The 17,669-nt window shown below is 45.9% G+C and carries 17 protein-coding genes and 1 other RNA gene; 17 read left to right on the forward strand and 1 reads right to left on the reverse strand.

Annotation, left to right across the window (positions count from 1 at the left end):
- Positions 1 to 217 precede the first annotated feature (217 nt).
- The gene (locus ACFPXP_RS21915) at positions 218 to 640 is read left to right on the forward strand and encodes a DUF1934 domain-containing protein (protein WP_379896625.1); all 423 of its coding nucleotides are present in this window, start codon (positions 218 to 220) and stop codon (positions 638 to 640) included.
- Positions 637 to 2,310 carry an arginine--tRNA ligase gene (gene argS / locus ACFPXP_RS21920; protein ID WP_379896626.1) on the forward strand — a complete coding sequence of 558 codons (1,674 nt, stop codon included), beginning with the start codon at positions 637 to 639 and terminating at the stop codon, positions 2,308 to 2,310. The genes ACFPXP_RS21915 and argS overlap by 4 nt, the downstream gene beginning before the upstream one ends.
- Positions 2,311 to 2,315: 5 nt before the next feature.
- On the opposite strand, the gene ACFPXP_RS21925 is transcribed toward argS, so the two are convergent.
- The gene (locus ACFPXP_RS21925) at positions 2,316 to 3,482 is read right to left on the reverse strand and encodes a S8 family peptidase (RefSeq protein ID WP_379896627.1); all 1,167 of its coding nucleotides are present in this window, start codon (positions 3,480 to 3,482) and stop codon (positions 2,316 to 2,318) included.
- Between the two features lie 528 nt (positions 3,483 to 4,010).
- Here ACFPXP_RS21925 and rpoE point away from each other — a divergent pair.
- The 15 genes from rpoE to ACFPXP_RS22000 all read left to right on the forward strand — a co-directional run bounded on the left by rpoE (position 4,011) and on the right by ACFPXP_RS22000 (position 17,418).
- Positions 4,011 to 4,565 (forward strand): DNA-directed RNA polymerase subunit delta, encoded by a 555-nt coding sequence (gene rpoE / locus ACFPXP_RS21930; protein ID WP_379896628.1) that lies wholly within the window; start codon positions 4,011 to 4,013, stop codon positions 4,563 to 4,565.
- Between the two features lie 527 nt (positions 4,566 to 5,092).
- Positions 5,093 to 6,700 (forward strand): CTP synthase, encoded by a 1,608-nt coding sequence (locus tag ACFPXP_RS21935; RefSeq protein WP_379896629.1) that lies wholly within the window; start codon positions 5,093 to 5,095, stop codon positions 6,698 to 6,700.
- Between the two features lie 152 nt (positions 6,701 to 6,852).
- Positions 6,853 to 7,239, forward strand: a complete 387-nt coding sequence (locus ACFPXP_RS21940; protein WP_379896630.1) for a response regulator — start codon at positions 6,853 to 6,855, stop codon at positions 7,237 to 7,239.
- A 220-nt stretch (positions 7,240 to 7,459) separates the two neighbouring features.
- Entirely contained in the window at positions 7,460 to 8,314 is an 855-nt protein-coding gene (fba, locus tag ACFPXP_RS21945) for a class II fructose-1,6-bisphosphate aldolase (RefSeq protein WP_379896631.1), read from the forward strand.
- 156 nt (positions 8,315 to 8,470) lie between these two features.
- Positions 8,471 to 9,727 carry a UDP-N-acetylglucosamine 1-carboxyvinyltransferase gene (locus ACFPXP_RS21950; RefSeq protein WP_379896646.1) on the forward strand — a complete coding sequence of 419 codons (1,257 nt, stop codon included), beginning with the start codon at positions 8,471 to 8,473 and terminating at the stop codon, positions 9,725 to 9,727.
- Positions 9,728 to 9,796: 69 nt separating this feature from the next.
- Positions 9,797 to 11,092, forward strand: coding sequence for a transcription termination factor Rho (gene rho / locus ACFPXP_RS21955; protein ID WP_379896633.1), 1,296 nt, complete (start codon positions 9,797 to 9,799; stop codon positions 11,090 to 11,092).
- Positions 11,093 to 11,259: 167 nt separating this feature from the next.
- Positions 11,260 to 11,457: a 50S ribosomal protein L31 gene (gene rpmE / locus ACFPXP_RS21960; protein WP_379896634.1), complete on the forward strand. Its 198-nt coding sequence runs from the start codon at positions 11,260 to 11,262 to the stop codon at positions 11,455 to 11,457.
- Between the two features lie 81 nt (positions 11,458 to 11,538).
- The gene (locus ACFPXP_RS21965; RefSeq protein WP_379896635.1) at positions 11,539 to 11,955 is read left to right on the forward strand and encodes a hypothetical protein; all 417 of its coding nucleotides are present in this window, start codon (positions 11,539 to 11,541) and stop codon (positions 11,953 to 11,955) included.
- Positions 11,956 to 12,049: 94 nt separating this feature from the next.
- An RNA gene (gene ffs, locus ACFPXP_RS21970) (signal recognition particle sRNA large type) lies at positions 12,050 to 12,313 on the forward strand.
- Positions 12,314 to 12,454: 141 nt separating this feature from the next.
- Positions 12,455 to 13,882: an ATP-binding protein gene (locus tag ACFPXP_RS21975; protein WP_379896636.1), complete on the forward strand. Its 1,428-nt coding sequence runs from the start codon at positions 12,455 to 12,457 to the stop codon at positions 13,880 to 13,882.
- Positions 13,883 to 13,971: 89 nt separating this feature from the next.
- On the forward strand, positions 13,972 to 15,711 hold the full coding sequence (gene dnaX, locus ACFPXP_RS21980) for a DNA polymerase III subunit gamma/tau (RefSeq protein WP_379896637.1): 1,740 nt from the start codon (positions 13,972 to 13,974) through the stop codon (positions 15,709 to 15,711).
- A 2-nt stretch (positions 15,712 to 15,713) separates the two neighbouring features.
- Positions 15,714 to 16,028 carry a YbaB/EbfC family nucleoid-associated protein gene (locus ACFPXP_RS21985; protein WP_379896638.1) on the forward strand — a complete coding sequence of 105 codons (315 nt, stop codon included), beginning with the start codon at positions 15,714 to 15,716 and terminating at the stop codon, positions 16,026 to 16,028.
- A 30-nt stretch (positions 16,029 to 16,058) separates the two neighbouring features.
- On the forward strand, positions 16,059 to 16,658 hold the full coding sequence (gene recR / locus ACFPXP_RS21990; protein ID WP_379896639.1) for a recombination mediator RecR: 600 nt from the start codon (positions 16,059 to 16,061) through the stop codon (positions 16,656 to 16,658).
- Between the two features lie 203 nt (positions 16,659 to 16,861).
- A complete protein-coding gene (locus ACFPXP_RS21995; RefSeq protein ID WP_379896640.1) occupies positions 16,862 to 17,158 on the forward strand; it encodes a YaaL family protein in 297 nt (98 codons plus the stop codon).
- Positions 17,155 to 17,418 (forward strand): pro-sigmaK processing inhibitor BofA family protein, encoded by a 264-nt coding sequence (locus tag ACFPXP_RS22000; RefSeq protein ID WP_379896641.1) that lies wholly within the window; start codon positions 17,155 to 17,157, stop codon positions 17,416 to 17,418. Before ACFPXP_RS21995 ends, ACFPXP_RS22000 begins: the two co-directional genes overlap by 4 nt.
- The last annotated feature ends 251 nt before the right edge of the window (positions 17,419 to 17,669 follow it).

Here is a 17,669-nt window from a genome sequence, read left to right on the forward strand (position 1 = left end):
TAGAATAGAAATATGGTTTAGACACCAACCTTAATCTCATTCGCGCGGGAAGGAATTAAACTTTGAAGCTCGCTTTATGAAGGCTAGTTATTTTAAATCAGAGAGGATCTTGAATCATTGCGTTGGGCGGTCAAAGCGGATATGATACTCTATAGAACAGCGCGGCTCATCTATGGTACAATATGATAATCTTTTCTTATTCAGGAGGCTATGTAGCATGTCGCAAGCAGGGCAGCCTGTACAGATTCGGATTGACAGCAGGCAGGATGGAGAAGCTTGGTCGACTATAGTAGACGGATGGATATATCCCAAAGAATCTTCACTGTACATTCGGTACGAGGAGACAGATGAGGCGATGGGACGGACTGCGACGACGATCAAAGTGACGGAACAGGAGATCACAGTGACACGCCATGGGGATATCGAATCCAGGCAATCGTTCATACACGGACAATCCTGCGGCGGTTATTATACGTTACCGCAAGGTCGCTTGAATCTTGCAACGGTTACGCACCACATCCATAATCGCCTCGTACAAGGCATCGGAACCTTGGCATGGTCTTATGATTTGCTCATTCATGAGGAGCATGCAGGCAATGTGGAATTAACGTTACATATACAGGAGGGTCATCAATCGTGAATGTGTTGGAAAAAGTCAAGAATGGCTTGAAGGACGAAATTATGCAGGCGGTCGTGAAGGCTGGCTGGGTAGAGCAAGATGCCGTACCGGAGATTCATCTGGAAGTCCCGAAGGAAAAGGGCCACGGCGACTTCTCGACGAACATTGCGATGCAGCTTACACGCATTGCAAAATCCAATCCACGGAGTATTGCGGAGCAGATCGTAGGCCACATCCAAGGGGAGAAGGTTTATGTTGAGAAGGTCGATATCGCTGGTCCGGGCTTTATCAACTTCTATATGAATAAGCAGTACCTGCATAAGGTCATTGAGGAGGTTCGCTCCGCAGGCGAAGGATACGGACGGAGCCATGCGGGTAAAGGAGAGAGAGTGCAGGTCGAGTTCGTCAGCGCCAATCCGACGGGCAGTCTTCATCTCGGGCACGCTCGCGGGGCCGCTGTAGGTGATGCTCTATGCAATCTACTTGATTTCGCAGGTTACGATGTCTCCCGCGAATACTATATTAATGATGCTGGAAATCAGGTTTTGAATTTGGCTGCATCAATTGAGGCGCGTTACCTTCAGGCGCTCGGCAAGGAGGCTGAGATGCCGGAGGACGGCTATTACGGGGAAGATATTAAAGGGTTCGCCCAGGAGCTGGCTGCCGAGAAAGGCGACTCTCTGCTGGAACTGCCTGCAGAAGAACGCACGGCTTTCTTCCGATCTTATGGCCTGGAGAAGGAACTTGCAAAGATTAAGCGCGATTTAGCTCGTTTCGGTGTTCATTTTGACGTATGGTACAGCGAAACTTCTCTTTATGAGACAGGAAAGACGGAAAGCATTTTGCAGGAGCTGAAGGAGAAGGGACAGACGTTTGAGGAAGAAGGAGCAACGTGGCTGAGAACGACTCCATACGGGGACGACAAGGATCGGGTACTCATTAAAAATGATGGCAGCTTTACTTATTTGACTCCTGATATTGCCTACCATAAAGATAAGTTTGAACGCGGCTTTGACCGCCTTATCAATATTTGGGGTGCTGATCACCACGGCTATGTTCCGAGAATGAAAGCGGCCATGCAGGCTTTAGGCTATGAACCAGATCGCTTGGTCGTGCTCATTGCGCAGATGGTCAGCCTTTACCAGGATGGGGAAAAGGTGAAGATGTCCAAACGGACAGGCAAAGCGGTGACGTTAGAGGATTTAATGGATGAGGTAGGCGTGGACGCGACCCGCTATTTCTTCACGATGCGCAGTACCGACTCGCATCTGGATTTCGATATGGATCTGGCCGTCTCCAAGTCGAATGAAAACCCTGTCTATTATGTTCAGTATGCTCATGCACGGATATGCAGTATTTTCAGGCAAGCTGCTGAGCAGGGAATTGACAGAGTTTTAGAAGGTCCGCTGGATCTGTCTTTATTAAGCAAGGAATCGGAGTTCGATTTATTGGATAAGCTGGCGCAGTTCAGCGAGGAAATTACCGCTGCGGCGGAGCAGCTTGCTCCGCATCGCATCGTTCGTTACATCTATGAATTGGCTTCCCAGTTCCACAGTTATTATAAAGCGGAAAGAGTGATTACTGACGATACAGCGTTAACACAAGCTAGATTGGCCCTATTGGATGCTGTAAGGACCGTTTTGGTCAACGGCTTGAAGCTTATCGGTGTTTCTGCACCAGAACAAATGTAATATGGTTATTTTCGCTTGCTCTTCTTGCGAAGAAGCAAGCTGTCTACAGCCCGCAGCGCATGGACTTCGCCTGCGGTCTTTTGTTTTGTTCGGGCGATCGTTTTAAGGGGCGAAGCATGCTTCCGCAGTTTCCATTTGAGCTGCTTCAGCGTAAGACCGGGCTTGACAGCAAGCATCAGTGCGATGACACCGGTGACATGGGATGTAGCCATGGAAGTGCCGCTCAGTTCATTATAATGGTGCCGAGTCCATGTGGACAAAATCTGCTCTCCCGGCGCATAAATATCAACATCCGCGCTGCGGTTGCTGAATTTGGCGATTTTTCGATCCGTGTTCGTGGCACCGACAGATATCGTTTCTGCGAATCGGGCTGGATAGTCAATCTCGCCTCGCTTTCCGTCATTTCCCGAAGATGCCAGCACAATGCATCCAGCGTCCACGGCTCTTTGAATTGCTGCCATCAGGGCGCTGCTTTTCTCCTTCATGCCGAAGCTCATATTAATGACTTGTATGCGGTGGCGTACACACCAATCCAATCCTAAGATAATATCGGATATATAGGCGCTTCCGTTCATGTCAAATGCCTTCACAGGGTGGATAATCGCCTGGGGAGCTGCACCGAGCATCCCGGATCCGCGGGAAGAGGCAGCAATCGTGCCGGCAATATGCGTACCGTGCCCATTGTCATCGATGGGGAGATGAAAGCGACGGAGCACATTGATTCCACTTGAGATCGAATGTCTTAAATCAGGATGGTTATAATTGATGCCTGTATCGATAACCGCGACGTGGACTCCCTCTCCCATCGATTTACGCCAAGCCTTAGGAGCTCTAATTTGATGGATTCCCCAGGGAATGAATGGCTTTTCCGAAATAACTTCAACGGAGGAAGGGAAGGCGTGTACCTTGGCCTTGCGGTCTGGTTCAATGCTTCGAATACTCGGCAGCGCATCGAACACATCAGGAAGCTGCAGAGGAAACATGAACGAATGAATGAATGCGAGAGGATGGATGTGTTGGAGGTGGGACAGGCTTCGTTTTAACTGCTTTAAACGATGTAAGCACTTTTGATATTCCTTCTTGCTTTTGAACTGCACGATTTGGCGTGCGGAAGAGGCCTTTTTTTGCTTCAGAAGGGAATTCATATGATGCAGCCACCTGTAATAATCCAAAGCATCTCCCTCCCCAATTAAGTGTCAGATATGCAGTATTTTATGTGGGAGCTGGTGGCAGGGACTAAGCCAACGGCCTTATTTCCTCAGAATGGGCAAATAACGGTATCCGTTTATGATGCAGGTCCATAAGATGAAAGGAGAAGAATTTCGGGCTTAAAGCTTCGGTTATTGACCGGAATCGCCTGGCCTGGGATACAGTCTTAGCGGGGACATTGTCTTCGCTTTTTTTTAGTTCTCGTGACGGAATCATTGTCTAATTGCATGCAATGTCTTGAATCGGCGAAAGGCAGCTTATTGGCAAATTGATCATATCGATGAATAGATGTGGCAATTACACCGAAGGACAGTATAGGAAAAGACATGATGGTTAAGCTGATAAAGCTGGCGTTTGACTATGGCTGCATATGGTATCTTATGGATTTAAAGGCGGAGTTGCATTTTTGGAAAAAATAAGGTTTACTTAAGGATGATATATTACATAGTTGACGAAAGAGTCGTATATCACTTGGAAAGGAAGTGTAATGCGTGAGCAGCGAATACACTCTGAAAATTACGGACGAACAAGCTCGAGAAATGCCGATGGTTGATCTGGCTTTCCTTATATTAAAGGCCGCGAATACGCCTTTTTATTATCGGGATCTCATGCAGGAAGTGGCAAAAATCAAAGGGATTCCTGAGGAAGAAGTTTTAGATGTCATCGCCCAGTTGTACACGGAAATCAATATCGACGGACGCTTTGCTTGTGTAGGCAATAACCTATGGGGACTCAAGAGATGGTATCCGCTTGAGAAGGCAGATGATCCAATGAGTGCTTCACGTCCGCGTATCATTAACGACGACGACGATGATGATATAGATGAGGAATTGTTCGAAGACGAGCAGGAATATGAAGGCAGCGACGATGAAGACGTGGATTACGATGCTGTGGACGACGAGGAAGAGGAAGAAGAATTTGCGGATGAAGAAGTCGACGAAGATATGGATGAAGAGCTGGAAGAACTGGATGAAGAATTGATTGACGACGAGGAAGAAGATCAAGAAGAGGAAGAAGATCTTACCTTCGATGAAGAAGAGGACTAATTCCTCTCTCTTCTCTTGACAGGGCCAAGTGCAGAGAGTAAACTATTGCATGGGCTAAATAAGTGTCTAATCGTAAATAGGTACATCGAACATGTATTTTCGATTTGGAACAAATTAAAGTGCCTCGTTCTTACGGGAGTACTTTATTTTTTTTACCAAGAAAAAATGGATAAGTCTGCATTTGGCAGGGCCGCTTTAAATAAATCGGTTTTGGCCATAAAACATTTTCGTTCGATGAGCTTCAAATGATGAGTCGTTGAACCAGGTTTTACAGACGGTTTCAGAAGTAAATAACCTGTGATGATCATGAAGGTGCGAAGCATGAGGAGCGCAGGTTTTCACAATATTCCCGCGAAAAGCTGATTTTTTCGTGGGTTTATGGTTTGTTTGGGCCATTATAATATATACACCCTCGTCCAAACAGCTGCATTTCCACCATTCGGAATCCTCTATTTGGAGGAAATGATGTTAGTCCCCAAGGGAAAAAATAGACAGAACAATGCGGTGTGCTAGGAGGTTAACAGATCGTGGCAAAGTTCATTTTTGTGACCGGAGGAGTTGTTTCTTCCCTTGGAAAGGGGATTACGGCTGCTTCTTTAGGAAGATTGTTAAAAAACAGGGGCTTTAAGGTAACGATCCAGAAGTTCGATCCGTACATTAACGTGGACCCTGGAACGATGAGTCCTTATCAGCATGGGGAAGTATTCGTTACGGATGACGGTGCAGAGACGGATCTGGATTTAGGGCACTATGAGCGGTTTATCGATATTAATTTATCGAAAAACAGCAACGTAACGACGGGGAAAGTATACTCCTCGGTCATCACGAAGGAGCGCAGAGGCGAATACTTAGGCGGAACGGTGCAAGTGATTCCTCACATTACGAATGAGATCAAGGATCGAGTATATCGCGCTGCTAGAGAAGCGGGATCGGATGTCGTTATTACCGAAATCGGCGGCACCGTAGGGGATATCGAGAGTTTGCCGTTTCTTGAAGCGATTCGTCAAATTAAAAGCGAAGTCGGTCGCGAGAACGTCATGTATATTCATGTCACCTTAATTCCTTACCTTAAAGCTGCGGGTGAAGTGAAGACAAAGCCTACCCAACACAGCGTAAAGGAGTTAAGAAGCATCGGTATTCAGCCGCAAGTGATTGTTTGCCGCACAGAGCATCCGCTCACGGATGAAATGAAACGGAAACTGGCGCTGTTCTGCGATATTGATTCGAACGCTGTCGTTGAGTGCATCGACGCTGATACATTATATGAAGTTCCGCTTATGCTTAGAGATCAGGGCTTGGATGAAATTGTAGTGAATCACTTGAAGCTGCCGAATCGAGCTTTGGATATGACGGAATGGGAAAGTCTTGTTCATAAAGTCAAGAATTTGGAGAAAACGACTGAAATCGCCATAGTAGGGAAATACGTCGCTCTGCATGATGCTTATTTAAGCATTGTGGAGTCTTTAGGTCATGCCGGTTTCGATTGCAATGCCGAAGTGAAAATCCGGTGGGTTAACGCAGAGGAATTGTTCGACGATAACGTAGGTGAGATTTTAGCGGGCGTTGACGGTATTCTCGTGCCTGGAGGATTCGGTGATCGCGGTATTGAGGGCAAAGTATCAGCGATTCGCTATGCGAGAGAAAATAAAATTCCTTTCTTTGGAATCTGCTTGGGTATGCAGGTAGCTGTCATTGAATATGCAAGATCGGTAGCCAAGCTGGAAGGGGCGAACAGCTCTGAAATAAATCCAACCACATCGTATCCTGTCATCGATCTGCTTCCAGAGCAAAAGGATATTGAAGATCTTGGCGGCACGATGAGATTAGGACTTTATCCTTGCAAGATTGCCGAAGGTTCATTGGCGATGAAGTGCTATGAGGACGAGCTGGTTTATGAGCGGCATAGACACCGCTATGAGTTTAACAATGAATATCGTGAGCTGCTGGAAGGCGTTGGATTAAAAATTTCCGGCACATCACCTGATGGTCGTTTGGTTGAAATTGTCGAACTCGAGGATCACCCATGGTTTCTGGCGGTTCAATTCCACCCAGAATTTACATCCAGACCTAACAGACCTCAGCCATTGTTTAAGAACTTCGTACGGGCAGCGCTCGAATTAAAGAAGCAAGCCTAAAGCATCTGAATAACAGGATGTTTTTGTCAAAAACATGCATATTATTTTCCTTACAGAAGGAAATCCCAATTTTGTGGCGAACTTACTTTTAAGATAACGCAGATAGCTGCAAAAAAAGATGCGGTCAACCATCTCTGTTTGGAGGTAATATCATGGGGAGCGGTGAGAAGAAAAAACTGCTGATTGTCGACGATCAGAACGGAATACGCATTTTGCTGACAGAGGTTTTCAGCAGTGAAGGGTACGAGACGTTCCAAGCCTCAAATGGCAAAGCGGCGCTCGAGATCGTAAAGAAGGAAAAACCGGAATTGGTGCTGCTGGATATGAAAATTCCGGGAATGGACGGGCTCGAGATTTTGAAACATATTAAAGAATGGAACCCGGAAATTAAAGTCATCATGATGACGGCGTATGGTGAATTAGACATGATAAAAGAGGCGACTGACCTTGGCGCACTTATGCACTTCACCAAGCCTTTCGACATTGATGAGCTGCGTTCAGCGGTCAATGGACATCTTAATCATGGTTGCTCTGTGTAATGAATAGCCCTAACCCAGGGCTATTTTTTTTGCCCGTTTCAAGGATCGTATATGATTTACCCGATAAGTAATGGGGAAAAGTAATTAAGGTTGGACAGGTCAAGATGAATATTACTTAAAGTTTCCTGTTTTGTGACAAGCCTCATACCATTCCTTGCTTGGCTGTGGTATAATAAAAGGCGTGTTATTTTCGGAAACAGTTGAAGGAGGAAAAGAAATCATGCCATTGGTATCGATGAACGAGTTTTTGCCTAAAGCAAAAGCAAACAAATTTGCAGTAGGCCAGTTTAACATGAATAACCTTGAATTTGCGCAAGCCATCATGGAAGCTGCAATTCAAGAAAAATCCCCATTTATTTATGGTGTCAGCGAAGGCGCGATTAAATACATGGGATTAGAATTTACTGTCGCAATTGCGAAAGCAGCAGCTGAGAAATCGGGACTTCCGATCGCTCTTCACTTAGATCACGGCAGCAGCTTTGAAGTGGCTATGCAATGTATCCGCGCCGGCTTCTCTTCTGTTATGTTCGACGGATCTCACTATACATTGGAAGAAAATATTCGCTTGACCAAGGAAGTTGTTAAAGCGGCACATGCCATGGGCGTTTCCGTTGAAGGAGAGCTCGGTACAATCGGCGGCGTTGAGGATGACATCGCTGTGGACGAGGCACACGCTGCGCTTGCAAAACCTGAAGAAGCGATCCGTTTCTACGAAGAAACTGGCGTAGACTGCTTGGCAATCGCTGTCGGTACTGCACACGGTATGTATAAAGGCGAGCCTAAAATCCACTACGATATTATCGAAGAGGTTGCAAAGGCTGTTCCTGTACCAATCGTGCTTCATGGCGGTTCCGGTGTACCTGATGATGCGATTCAACAATCCATTAAAGCAGGCGTTGGCAAAATCAACGTAAACACCGAAAACCAAGTGGCTTGCACCGATGCTATCCGCGAAGTATTGAATAAAGATGCTAACGTATATGATCCTCGTAAATATTTAACACCTGCTCGGAATGCAATGATCGAGGTCGTTCGTTCCAAAATTAAACTGTTCGGCAGCAGCAATCAAGCATAAAATATGCATATTGCATTGGATATGCTCTAAAAACAAGGGGGAATTCATCGAAGAAACCGTTCTTGATGAATTCCCCCTTTCTTTTTTTGCTAAACCCATATAAAATGGCACTTGGGAGTTACGACTTAAACCCTCGGGGGAGGACAAGTAAACATGCTGGAAAAATTGATGGTCACCGGAGGCCGGCCCCTCAAGGGAACGGTTCGCATTAGCGGTGCCAAGAATAGTGCAATCGCTCTTATCCCTGCAGCTATTTTAGCTGAATCTCAAGTCATTTTGGACAATATGCCCAAACTCAGTGATGTGATGATTTATCAAGAACTGCTGGAGGAGCTCGGTTGCTCCGTAAAGTTCGAAGGTGAATCCATGTGGATTGATCCATCTTCGGCGATTTCTGTACCGCTTCCAAATGGCAATGTAAAAAAGCTTAGAGCATCCTATTACTTAATGGGGGCACTGCTGGGTCGTTTTGGTGAAGCTGTTGTCGGTCTGCCCGGCGGATGCAACTTTGAACCGCGGCCAATCGATCAACATATTAAAGGATTTGAAGCATTAGGTGCTGTAGTAACGAATGAGAAGGGCGCTATACACATCAAAGCTAAACAACTGACTGGAGCAAAAATTTATCTGGATGTTGTCAGCGTCGGTGCAACGATCAATATTATGCTGGCAGCCTCAAGGGCAAAAGGAACCACAATTATTGAAAACGCGGCTAAAGAGCCTGAAATTATAGATGTAGCTACATTACTGAACTCCATGGGCGCAAGAATTGCTGGCGCCGGTACCGAAACGATCCGCATTCAAGGTGTACAAGCTTTGCAGGGCTGCAGGCATTCCATCATACCCGATCGCATTCAAGCCGGTACTTATATGATTGCAGCGGCTGCTACGCGTGGAGATGTTGTTATTGATCAAATTATACCGAAGCATATGGAAGCCGTAACGGCAAAGCTTCTTGAGATGGGTGTTCAGGTTCAAGAAATGGATGAATCGATTCGAATTATTGGACAACCTCGCTATGAGGGAATCGATGTAAAAGCTCTCGTATATCCCGGTTTTGCTACAGACCTGCAATCGCCCATGACAAGCCTGTTAACTCAAGCAGAGGGCATTAGTGTTCTTACCGATTATGTATACAGCAATCGTTATAAGCATATTCCCGAATTGATTCGCATGGGTGCAGATATTAAGCTCGAAGGCAGGTCTGCGATCATACAATATTCAAAATTAAACGCTGCCAAAGTCAAAGCTACCGATTTAAGGGCCGGTGCAGCACTTGTGATTGCCGCATTGACTGCCGATGAAGGTGTTTCTGAAATTACGGGTCTGGAATACATTGACAGGGGTTATGATCAACTTGTTGAGAATTTAACCATGCTCGGAGCCGAAGTATGGAGAAAAAAGGAAGAATGAATAAGGTATAAGCGACAAGGCAATGCTATATAATAAATAAATTTCTAGATTAAGTGTGGTGTAATGCATATGGAGAGTTCCCAGTTATCGCTTGCCGACCTAGAGGCACTCAAACTGACAGAACTTTATGCTCTAGCAAAAAAATATCAAATTCAATATTATGGTCAATTAAAAAAGAAAGAACTTATTTTTGCGATATTAAGAGCTCAGGCAGAGCAAAGCGGACTTATGTTTATGCAAGGTGTATTAGAAATATTGCCGGAGGGCTATGGTTTTCTTAGACCGATTAACTATTTGCCTAGTCCAGAGGATATTTACATTTCCGCCTCTCAGATTCGAAAGTTTGATTTGCGAACAGGGGACTTGGTATCCGGCAAGTGCCGGCCGCCTAAAGAGAATGAAAGATACTTCGGTCTGCTTCATGTTGAAGCGGTGAATGGTGAAAATCCGAACAGTGCCTCCGAAAGATTGCATTTTCCTGCACTCACCCCTCTGTATCCTCAAGATCAGATTGTATTAGAAACCTCTCCTGAACAACCGGCAACCCGTATCATGGATTTGCTTGCTCCGGTAGGGATGGGGCAAAGAGGCTTGATCGTCGCGCCTCCCAAAGCCGGTAAAACGCTGCTGCTGAAACAAATCGCCAACAGCATATCTACGAATTTCCCGGAGGTGGAATTGTTCGTGCTGCTGATCGATGAGCGTCCCGAGGAAGTAACGGACATGCAGCGTTCTGTTAAAGGTGAAGTCATTGCCTCTACCTTTGACGAATTGCCAGAAAATCATATCAAGGTAGCCGAATTAGTCCTAGAAAGAGCGCTGAGGTTAGTAGAACATAAGAAAAATGTTGTCATTTTGTTAGATAGCATTACACGTCTCGCTAGAGCGTACAACTTGGTCATTCCGCCTTCTGGCCGGACACTGTCCGGGGGGATCGATCCAGCTGCTTTCCATCGGCCGAAAAGATTTTTTGGTTCTGCCCGTAATGTGGAAGAAGGGGGCAGTCTGACGATTTTGGCTACGGCGTTAGTTGAGACAGGATCTAGAATGGACGATGTCATTTACGAGGAGTTTAAAGGTACGGGTAACATGGAACTGCACCTGGATCGTAAGCTGGCAGAGCGTCGTATTTTCCCTGCGATCGATATTCGCCGTTCGGGTACACGCCGTGAAGAGCTGCTGATGAGCAAGGAGCATCTGGATAAAATTTGGACGCTTCGTAAAACGCTGCAGGACAGCCATGAGTTTGTCGACGCCTTCTTGAAGCGATTAAATGAGACGAAGACGAATGAGGAGTTTTTAGCTTCATTGGATTCCCAGCCAGGCGGAGGTCAGGGACGAAAAAATAAAATCAGTGCTTCTTAAGACGGAGTAAAAAGAAGTATAGGAACAGCTGCTTAATATTCATTTACTCGAGAAAAACTGCCATATAAAACAAGTTGCTTCAAGTATATGATCGTGCTATAATTCACTCATGTGTCTATTACTCTGGGTCGACGGTTACAGACTCAGGGCGGAAAGAGGTGAACGAAATGAAACAAGGTATTCATCCGAAATACGAAGTAACAACAGTTACTTGCGCTTGTGGGAACAGCTTTGAAACGGGTTCCGTGAAAGGAAATGTTCGCGTGGAGATTTGCTCTTCGTGTCATCCATTCTTTACAGGTAAACAGAAGTTTATCGACGCAGGCGGTCGTGTGGATAAGTTCAAAAAGAAATACGGTCTATAAGATTTGCGTCTTTTACCATTATGACGCAGTCATATACAAGCCTCCGTTGGTTCATCCTATGAGCCAAGGGAGGTTTTTTCATTGATGAGAATGAAAAAAATAATCATTTGTCTGCTGATCCTGATGGTAACGGCTCTCATGAGTACTGCCTGCGGTCGTGACAACGATAAAGTAAAAACATACGGAAACGATGGATACTTAGGTTTAACCAATGCCAATCCCAACTTTCCGCTCAGTCCGGGTTATCACAATTACCGCAATGACTCACAATTAATAAAGCAAACCTTGTCCGGTATTCAGGAGGTCGAAACCTACACGGTGAATATTAACGGGGGCGACCTGTACATTAAACTTGGGATACCAGATGGCTACAGCAGGGCAGAAATTGAAACGATCGAACAAAATGTTTACAAACAACTGACTTACATGCTGCCGCGTTATACCATCCATCTGACAAGCGATAAAAGCAACATGGATCGTAATGAACAGGTGGACTGACGAAACATGCACGCTAAGCTATAGGCTAGTGGCAGCACTGGTAACTTTTGCAGACGGTTGATATTTTGTGCTGTATCCGATATACTAGTCTTTGCCGTGCTAGATGGGGAGGTAGCGGTGCCCTGTAACCCGCAATCCGCTGTAGCGGGGTTGAATTCCTATCTGAGGTATTGTCGATGTGAGGACGGCCTATACACGTAGTGTTGACGGCTGGGTCCTTCGCAATGGAAACCTGTGAACCCGGTCAGGTTCGGAAGAAAGCAGCCGTAAGCAGGACCTTCCATGTGCCGAAGGATCGCCCAGCCTGAGCTGGCGATATAGGTGCGCTTGGGTCGCAATATCGATGATAGGTGCACGGTATTACATATCATATTGAGGAAGCATTTGAATCGCTTGTTTCAACAAGTGAATCGAATGCTTTTTTTATTGACCTTATAGAGAGGAAACGGCATTCGGAAATCGAAAATAATATGTAAGATATTGGAGAGAGGTGAAAAGCTTGTCCTTTCCGCTCCTAATGCAAATACCGTCCTCCATGGAGGATCTTTACAATTACCTGAATCAATGTTGTTTTCAGTCTGTTGTCGTGCTGGATCAAGATGAGGAGGTACTGTTTTGTAATACCGCTTTTACGGTCAAGCTTGGATACAGCCTTGAAGAAATCAAAGGAACTGGTTTTCGTGATCTGTCTCCGGAAACGGAATCCGCCCAATCGTTGTTGGTTAAAGGATTCACACAAACGAACACACTTCCGAAGATTCAGATTGCAGACAAGTCAGGTGTGATGTATTCTTCGAGCGCCGCAACCTACCGAATTGAGTTCCGGGAAGGAATGTTTTGCTACATGGTCGTTCTGTATGATTTAATGCATTCCTCGAAGGATAAGCTGATTCGCAAGTTTTCCGCTAACTTTTTAAAAGACATTAATTTAGGGGTGCTCTTAATCGATCATGAATTTAGATTGGTTGATATAAGCGACACAGCCTGCAAGGTACTCGGGGTCGAACGGGAACAAATTTTGCAGCATCCGTTGGATGAAATATTTGCTCCGATTCCGAAGGAATATCAATTCGTTCAAAGATCCATATTGGAAGGCGCCGTCATAAAAAACCATGCCTTTTCCTGGACAAATCAAAATCAACGCTATGAATTGCTGCTGGACTCGAGTGCGATTAAAGATGATTGGGGCAAAGTCGTAGGTGCTTATATTTTATTTAAAGACGTTTCGAACCTGCGGTCTTTGGAGGAACAGGTGCAGCGCAGTGATCGTCTGGCGATGATTGGTCAAATTGCCGCAGGCACCGCGCATGAGATTCGTAATCCGTTAACTTCGATCAAAGGCTTTTTACAAGTGTTGAAAAAAACGATGAGAGAGCATGGACTGCTCAGAGAGCATGAATATACGGAATTAATGCTTACGGAAATTAATCGGATCAACGAATTGGTAAGTGAATTTCTGATGCTCAGTAAGCCGAAGGAATTAAATGTGAAACGAGTAGACGTTTCCATGGTCATTCGGGAAATTTTGCCGATCATTAATAATGAGGCCATCCTGCACAATATTGACGTCCATTATGAAGCGGAGCTCCAACTGCCGTATGTGGTTGCGGATAAAGAACTGCTGAAGCAGGTATGCATCAATATATGTAAAAACGGCATAGAAGCGATGTCCAAGGATGGAACTTTGACCATTCGAGAGCGTATAGACCAGGAGCAGGCGATGATTTTGTTGGAGATTCATGATACAGGGCCGGGCATCCCGTCCTTTCTGGTGGATAAGATTTTTGATCCCTTTTTTACGACGAAGGAGAATGGCACAGGATTGGGGCTCTCTGTCTGTCAGCGGATCATTCACGACTTGGGAGGGGCCATCCGTGTATCCTCGAAAGGATACGGAACGACGTTCACGATCAGCCTGCCTTACTAACTGAAAAGAAGGTTTTTCTCCATCCTTTACTTATAGTATAATGTATGGAACACAGGCAAAAAGATTGCTTGCGCTAGGAGACAAAAGTAATGAGCCATATTGCATTATACCGTGCTTGGCGGCCGCAGCGGTTCGCTGATGTCGTCGGCCAAAGCCATATTATTCGAACGCTGCAAAATGCATTAAAGGATGAGAAATTCAGTCACGCGTATTTGTTTAGCGGTCCTCGGGGAACGGGTAAAACGAGCGCGGCCAAAATTATGGCCAAGGCTGTGAATTGTGAGCACGGGCCGGCCGCGGAGCCTTGTAATGAATGTGAAATCTGCCGCCGAATTACTGAAGGCGCCGTTATGGATGTTCAGGAGATTGACGCTGCATCGAACCGTGGAGTAGAAGAGATTCGGGAAATCCGCGATCGGGTGAAGTATGCCCCGACTGAAGTCCGGACGAAAGTGTACATCATTGATGAGGTGCACATGTTGACGACGGAAGCCTTCAATGCCTTGTTAAAGACGCTTGAGGAGCCGCCTCCGCACGTGATGTTTATACTCGCTACGACGGAGCCCCACCGAATTCCGGCTACGATCATATCCCGCTGTCAAAGGTTTGATTTTCGAAGGGTTACTCTGCAGGAGCAGGTCGATCGGATCTCTCATATTTGCGCAGAGGAGAATATTCAGGCGGATGCTCGGGCCGTTGAGTATATCGCCAGACTTTCGGATGGGGGGATGCGGGACGCTTTAAGCTTGCTCGATCAAATTTCCTCCTATACGGAAGGGCAGATTTCGTACGAAGACGTGATCTTGGCGACTGGCGGGCTGGCTGCGGATCAGTTTAAGGAACTGGCGAGTTGTATTGTTTCGCAGCGTACTGCAGATGCATTGTCCTTGATCGATCGTTGGATGCAGGAAGGCAAGAGCGCGGAACAAACGATGGAGCACTTGATCGGGTATTATCAGGACCTGCTGCTCGTTCAGCTTGTGCCGGAAGCCACTCGGATGACGGAACGAATCATTGATATGTCATCGTTTACGGATTTAGCCGGACAGTATGGTAAAGATAAGATTTTCGAGATGATCGATATTTTAAATCGTTACCATGCAGAAATGAAATATGCACCCAATTCGAAGGTGCTGTTGGAAGTCGCGGTCATGAAGCTTAGCACGCTCTCCGCTCATGCGGGGCAGGTCACCGCGGAAGCTGCAGCGCCATCGGTTCAATCGGCAGATGTACAAAAGCTGTTGAGCCGAATTGAGGAATTGGAGAAACACATCAAGCAGTTGGATGTACAGCAGCCGGGAGCGGGTAGAGGAGGAAGCGCCTCTTCCCCGTCAAGACCTTCCGCTCCATCCAGGTCTGTGGTGAGCCGAAAGCTGAATCTGGGGCCATTCCTTGAGAATAAAGGTCGCATTAAGGAGCTCCTTCCCAAATGGGGGCAGATATTAGGCCAAGTCAAGGAACGAAGAATTACGGTTCATGCCTGGCTGATGGATGGTGAACCGGTCTCGATGACCGATCAGCACATCTTAGTAGCATTCAAAAACAATATTCATCGGGAAACGACGGAAAAGCCTCAGAATAAACAGATCATTGAACAGGTTATCCAAGAAGTAACAGGAAGCCCTTATCAGCTTGAGACTGTCATGCTGAAGGAGTGGGAGCAGGCCGATTCGGCGAAGTCGGACGACAGCCAGCCGGAAATGCTCTATCTGGAGCATGAACAGGAATCAGAAGATGCGATCAAGCAGGAGGATTGGATTCGTGAGGCGATCCAATTGTTCGGCGAGGATTTGGTCACGATAAAAGAAGATGACAAAGGAGATGAATGAATATGAAAGGCAATATGAATCAAATGATGAAGCAAGTGAAGAAAATGCAGGAGCAAATGATGAAGGCACAGGAGGAGCTCGGGAATAAAACGGTTGAAGGAACCGCTGGAGGCGGGGTCGTGACCGCTACAGTCAATGGTCATAAAAAGCTGGTCAATATTGAAATTAAGCCGGAAGCAGTAGATCCAGACGATGTGGAAATGCTGCAGGATTTGATTTTAGCCGCTGTTAATGATGCGATGACGCAAGCAGATGAAATGGCCAGCCAAGATCTTGGTAAATTTACCGGCGGAATGAACATCCCAGGCCTGTTCTAATTTTATCTGACATCAAAGGAGATTTTGGGATTGTATTATCCGGAACCGATTGCTAAACTGATTGATGCTTTTGGGAAATTGCCTGGTATTGGATCGAAGACAGCTGCTCGTCTAGCGTTCCATGTGCTCCGTATGGATGAGGAAGACGTCACGAATTTTGCGAAGGCGCTAGTCAATGTGAAAAGAAATTTGCAGTATTGTACGGTCTGCTGCAACATTACGGATGTTGTGCCCTGCAGAATATGCCAGGATAAGCATCGGGATGCTTCCGTGATCTGCGTCGTTCAGGAGCCTAAAGATGTGATTGCCATGGAGCGAACGAAGGAATATCAGGGGTTGTACCACGTTTTGCATGGTGCGATTTCTCCTATTGAGGGGATCGGACCGGATGAGATTCGAATGGCCGAATTATTAAAAAGGCTTGGCGATGAGAAGGTTCAAGAGCTGATTCTTGCGACGAATCCGAATATAGAGGGTGAAGCGACGGCCATGTATTTATCGCGATTAATCAAGCCGTTCGGCATCAAGGTGACGCGAATCGCTCACGGTTTACCTGTCGGCGGAGATTTAGAATATGCAGATGAGGTCACGTTATCCAAAGCATTGGAAGGCAGAAGAGAACTGTTGTAGTGAGAAAAATGTGCAGCTGGGGTTCAGATGATCCCGGCTGTTTTTATTTTACAAAATGGTTTTGTATCCTTGAAGGAAAAATAATAAAGTTCTGCTGCCAGATCTTTTCTGTTGTATTGTTGGCTTTAAACACAAGATTTTAGTTCTAAAACCGTGCCCGCAAATCTATGTATATATCGTACAAGCTTGCGGGAGGGATTGATTTGAGCTGGACAAGTTGGATGAATAAGCTGCGCAAAAAAGCAAAGCCTTTGGAAGAAGAACTGTTATTGGAGGAAATCCAGAAAGCAAAGTTAGAGTGGGATGTTGCTTATCACCGTTTGGATGTCGTTGTCGGCATGGAACAGGTCGATTATGCGATATATGCGCTTGAGGCGGCGGAGAAACGTTACGAAATGTTGATCCGCCAAGCAAAGCAAAAGCAGCTAACGAATCTGATTGAATTGGGAATTTCAAAACGCCCGCCAACCGTCCCTGATGGAAAAGAGGTGGCGAAATGACATACGTATGGATCGGCTGCTTGTCCGTGTCGCTTCTGCTGCTGGTTTGGATGCTGCTCAGAAAAAGGGGTGCGATGAAATGGCTGGGTTATGCGATGAGCAATATCGCCCTAGCAGGCATCGCTCTTTATCTTATTAATGGTTTGGATTGGCTCGGTTCGATGGAAATCGCCATAAATTTTTATACGATCGGTACGATTGTATTGTTAGGATTGCCTGGATTACTGCTCATTTCTGCCGTGCATTGGTTTATTATTTAATCTGAGAAAAGGATAAAGAAGGGATTGGTTGATATTGCCATGCATAATATAATTGACTTTATGCTGCAGTCCGTGATATATTATGAAAGTCGCCTCAAGGACATTACTCCTGAAGCGATGATCGAAAAGAAGCATCATAAGCATCGGAAGGTGCGGTAATTGATGCGGATTGATCCTTGAAAACTGAACAGCGAGCGAATAAGTCTATTACGTTCCCTTAAGGGAACCCCGAATACCATTCGGAACAAATG

Source organism: Marinicrinis lubricantis, assembly GCF_042658665.1.
In the GTDB taxonomy this organism is placed as follows: Bacteria; Bacillota; Bacilli; order Paenibacillales; family KCTC-33676; genus Marinicrinis; species Marinicrinis lubricantis.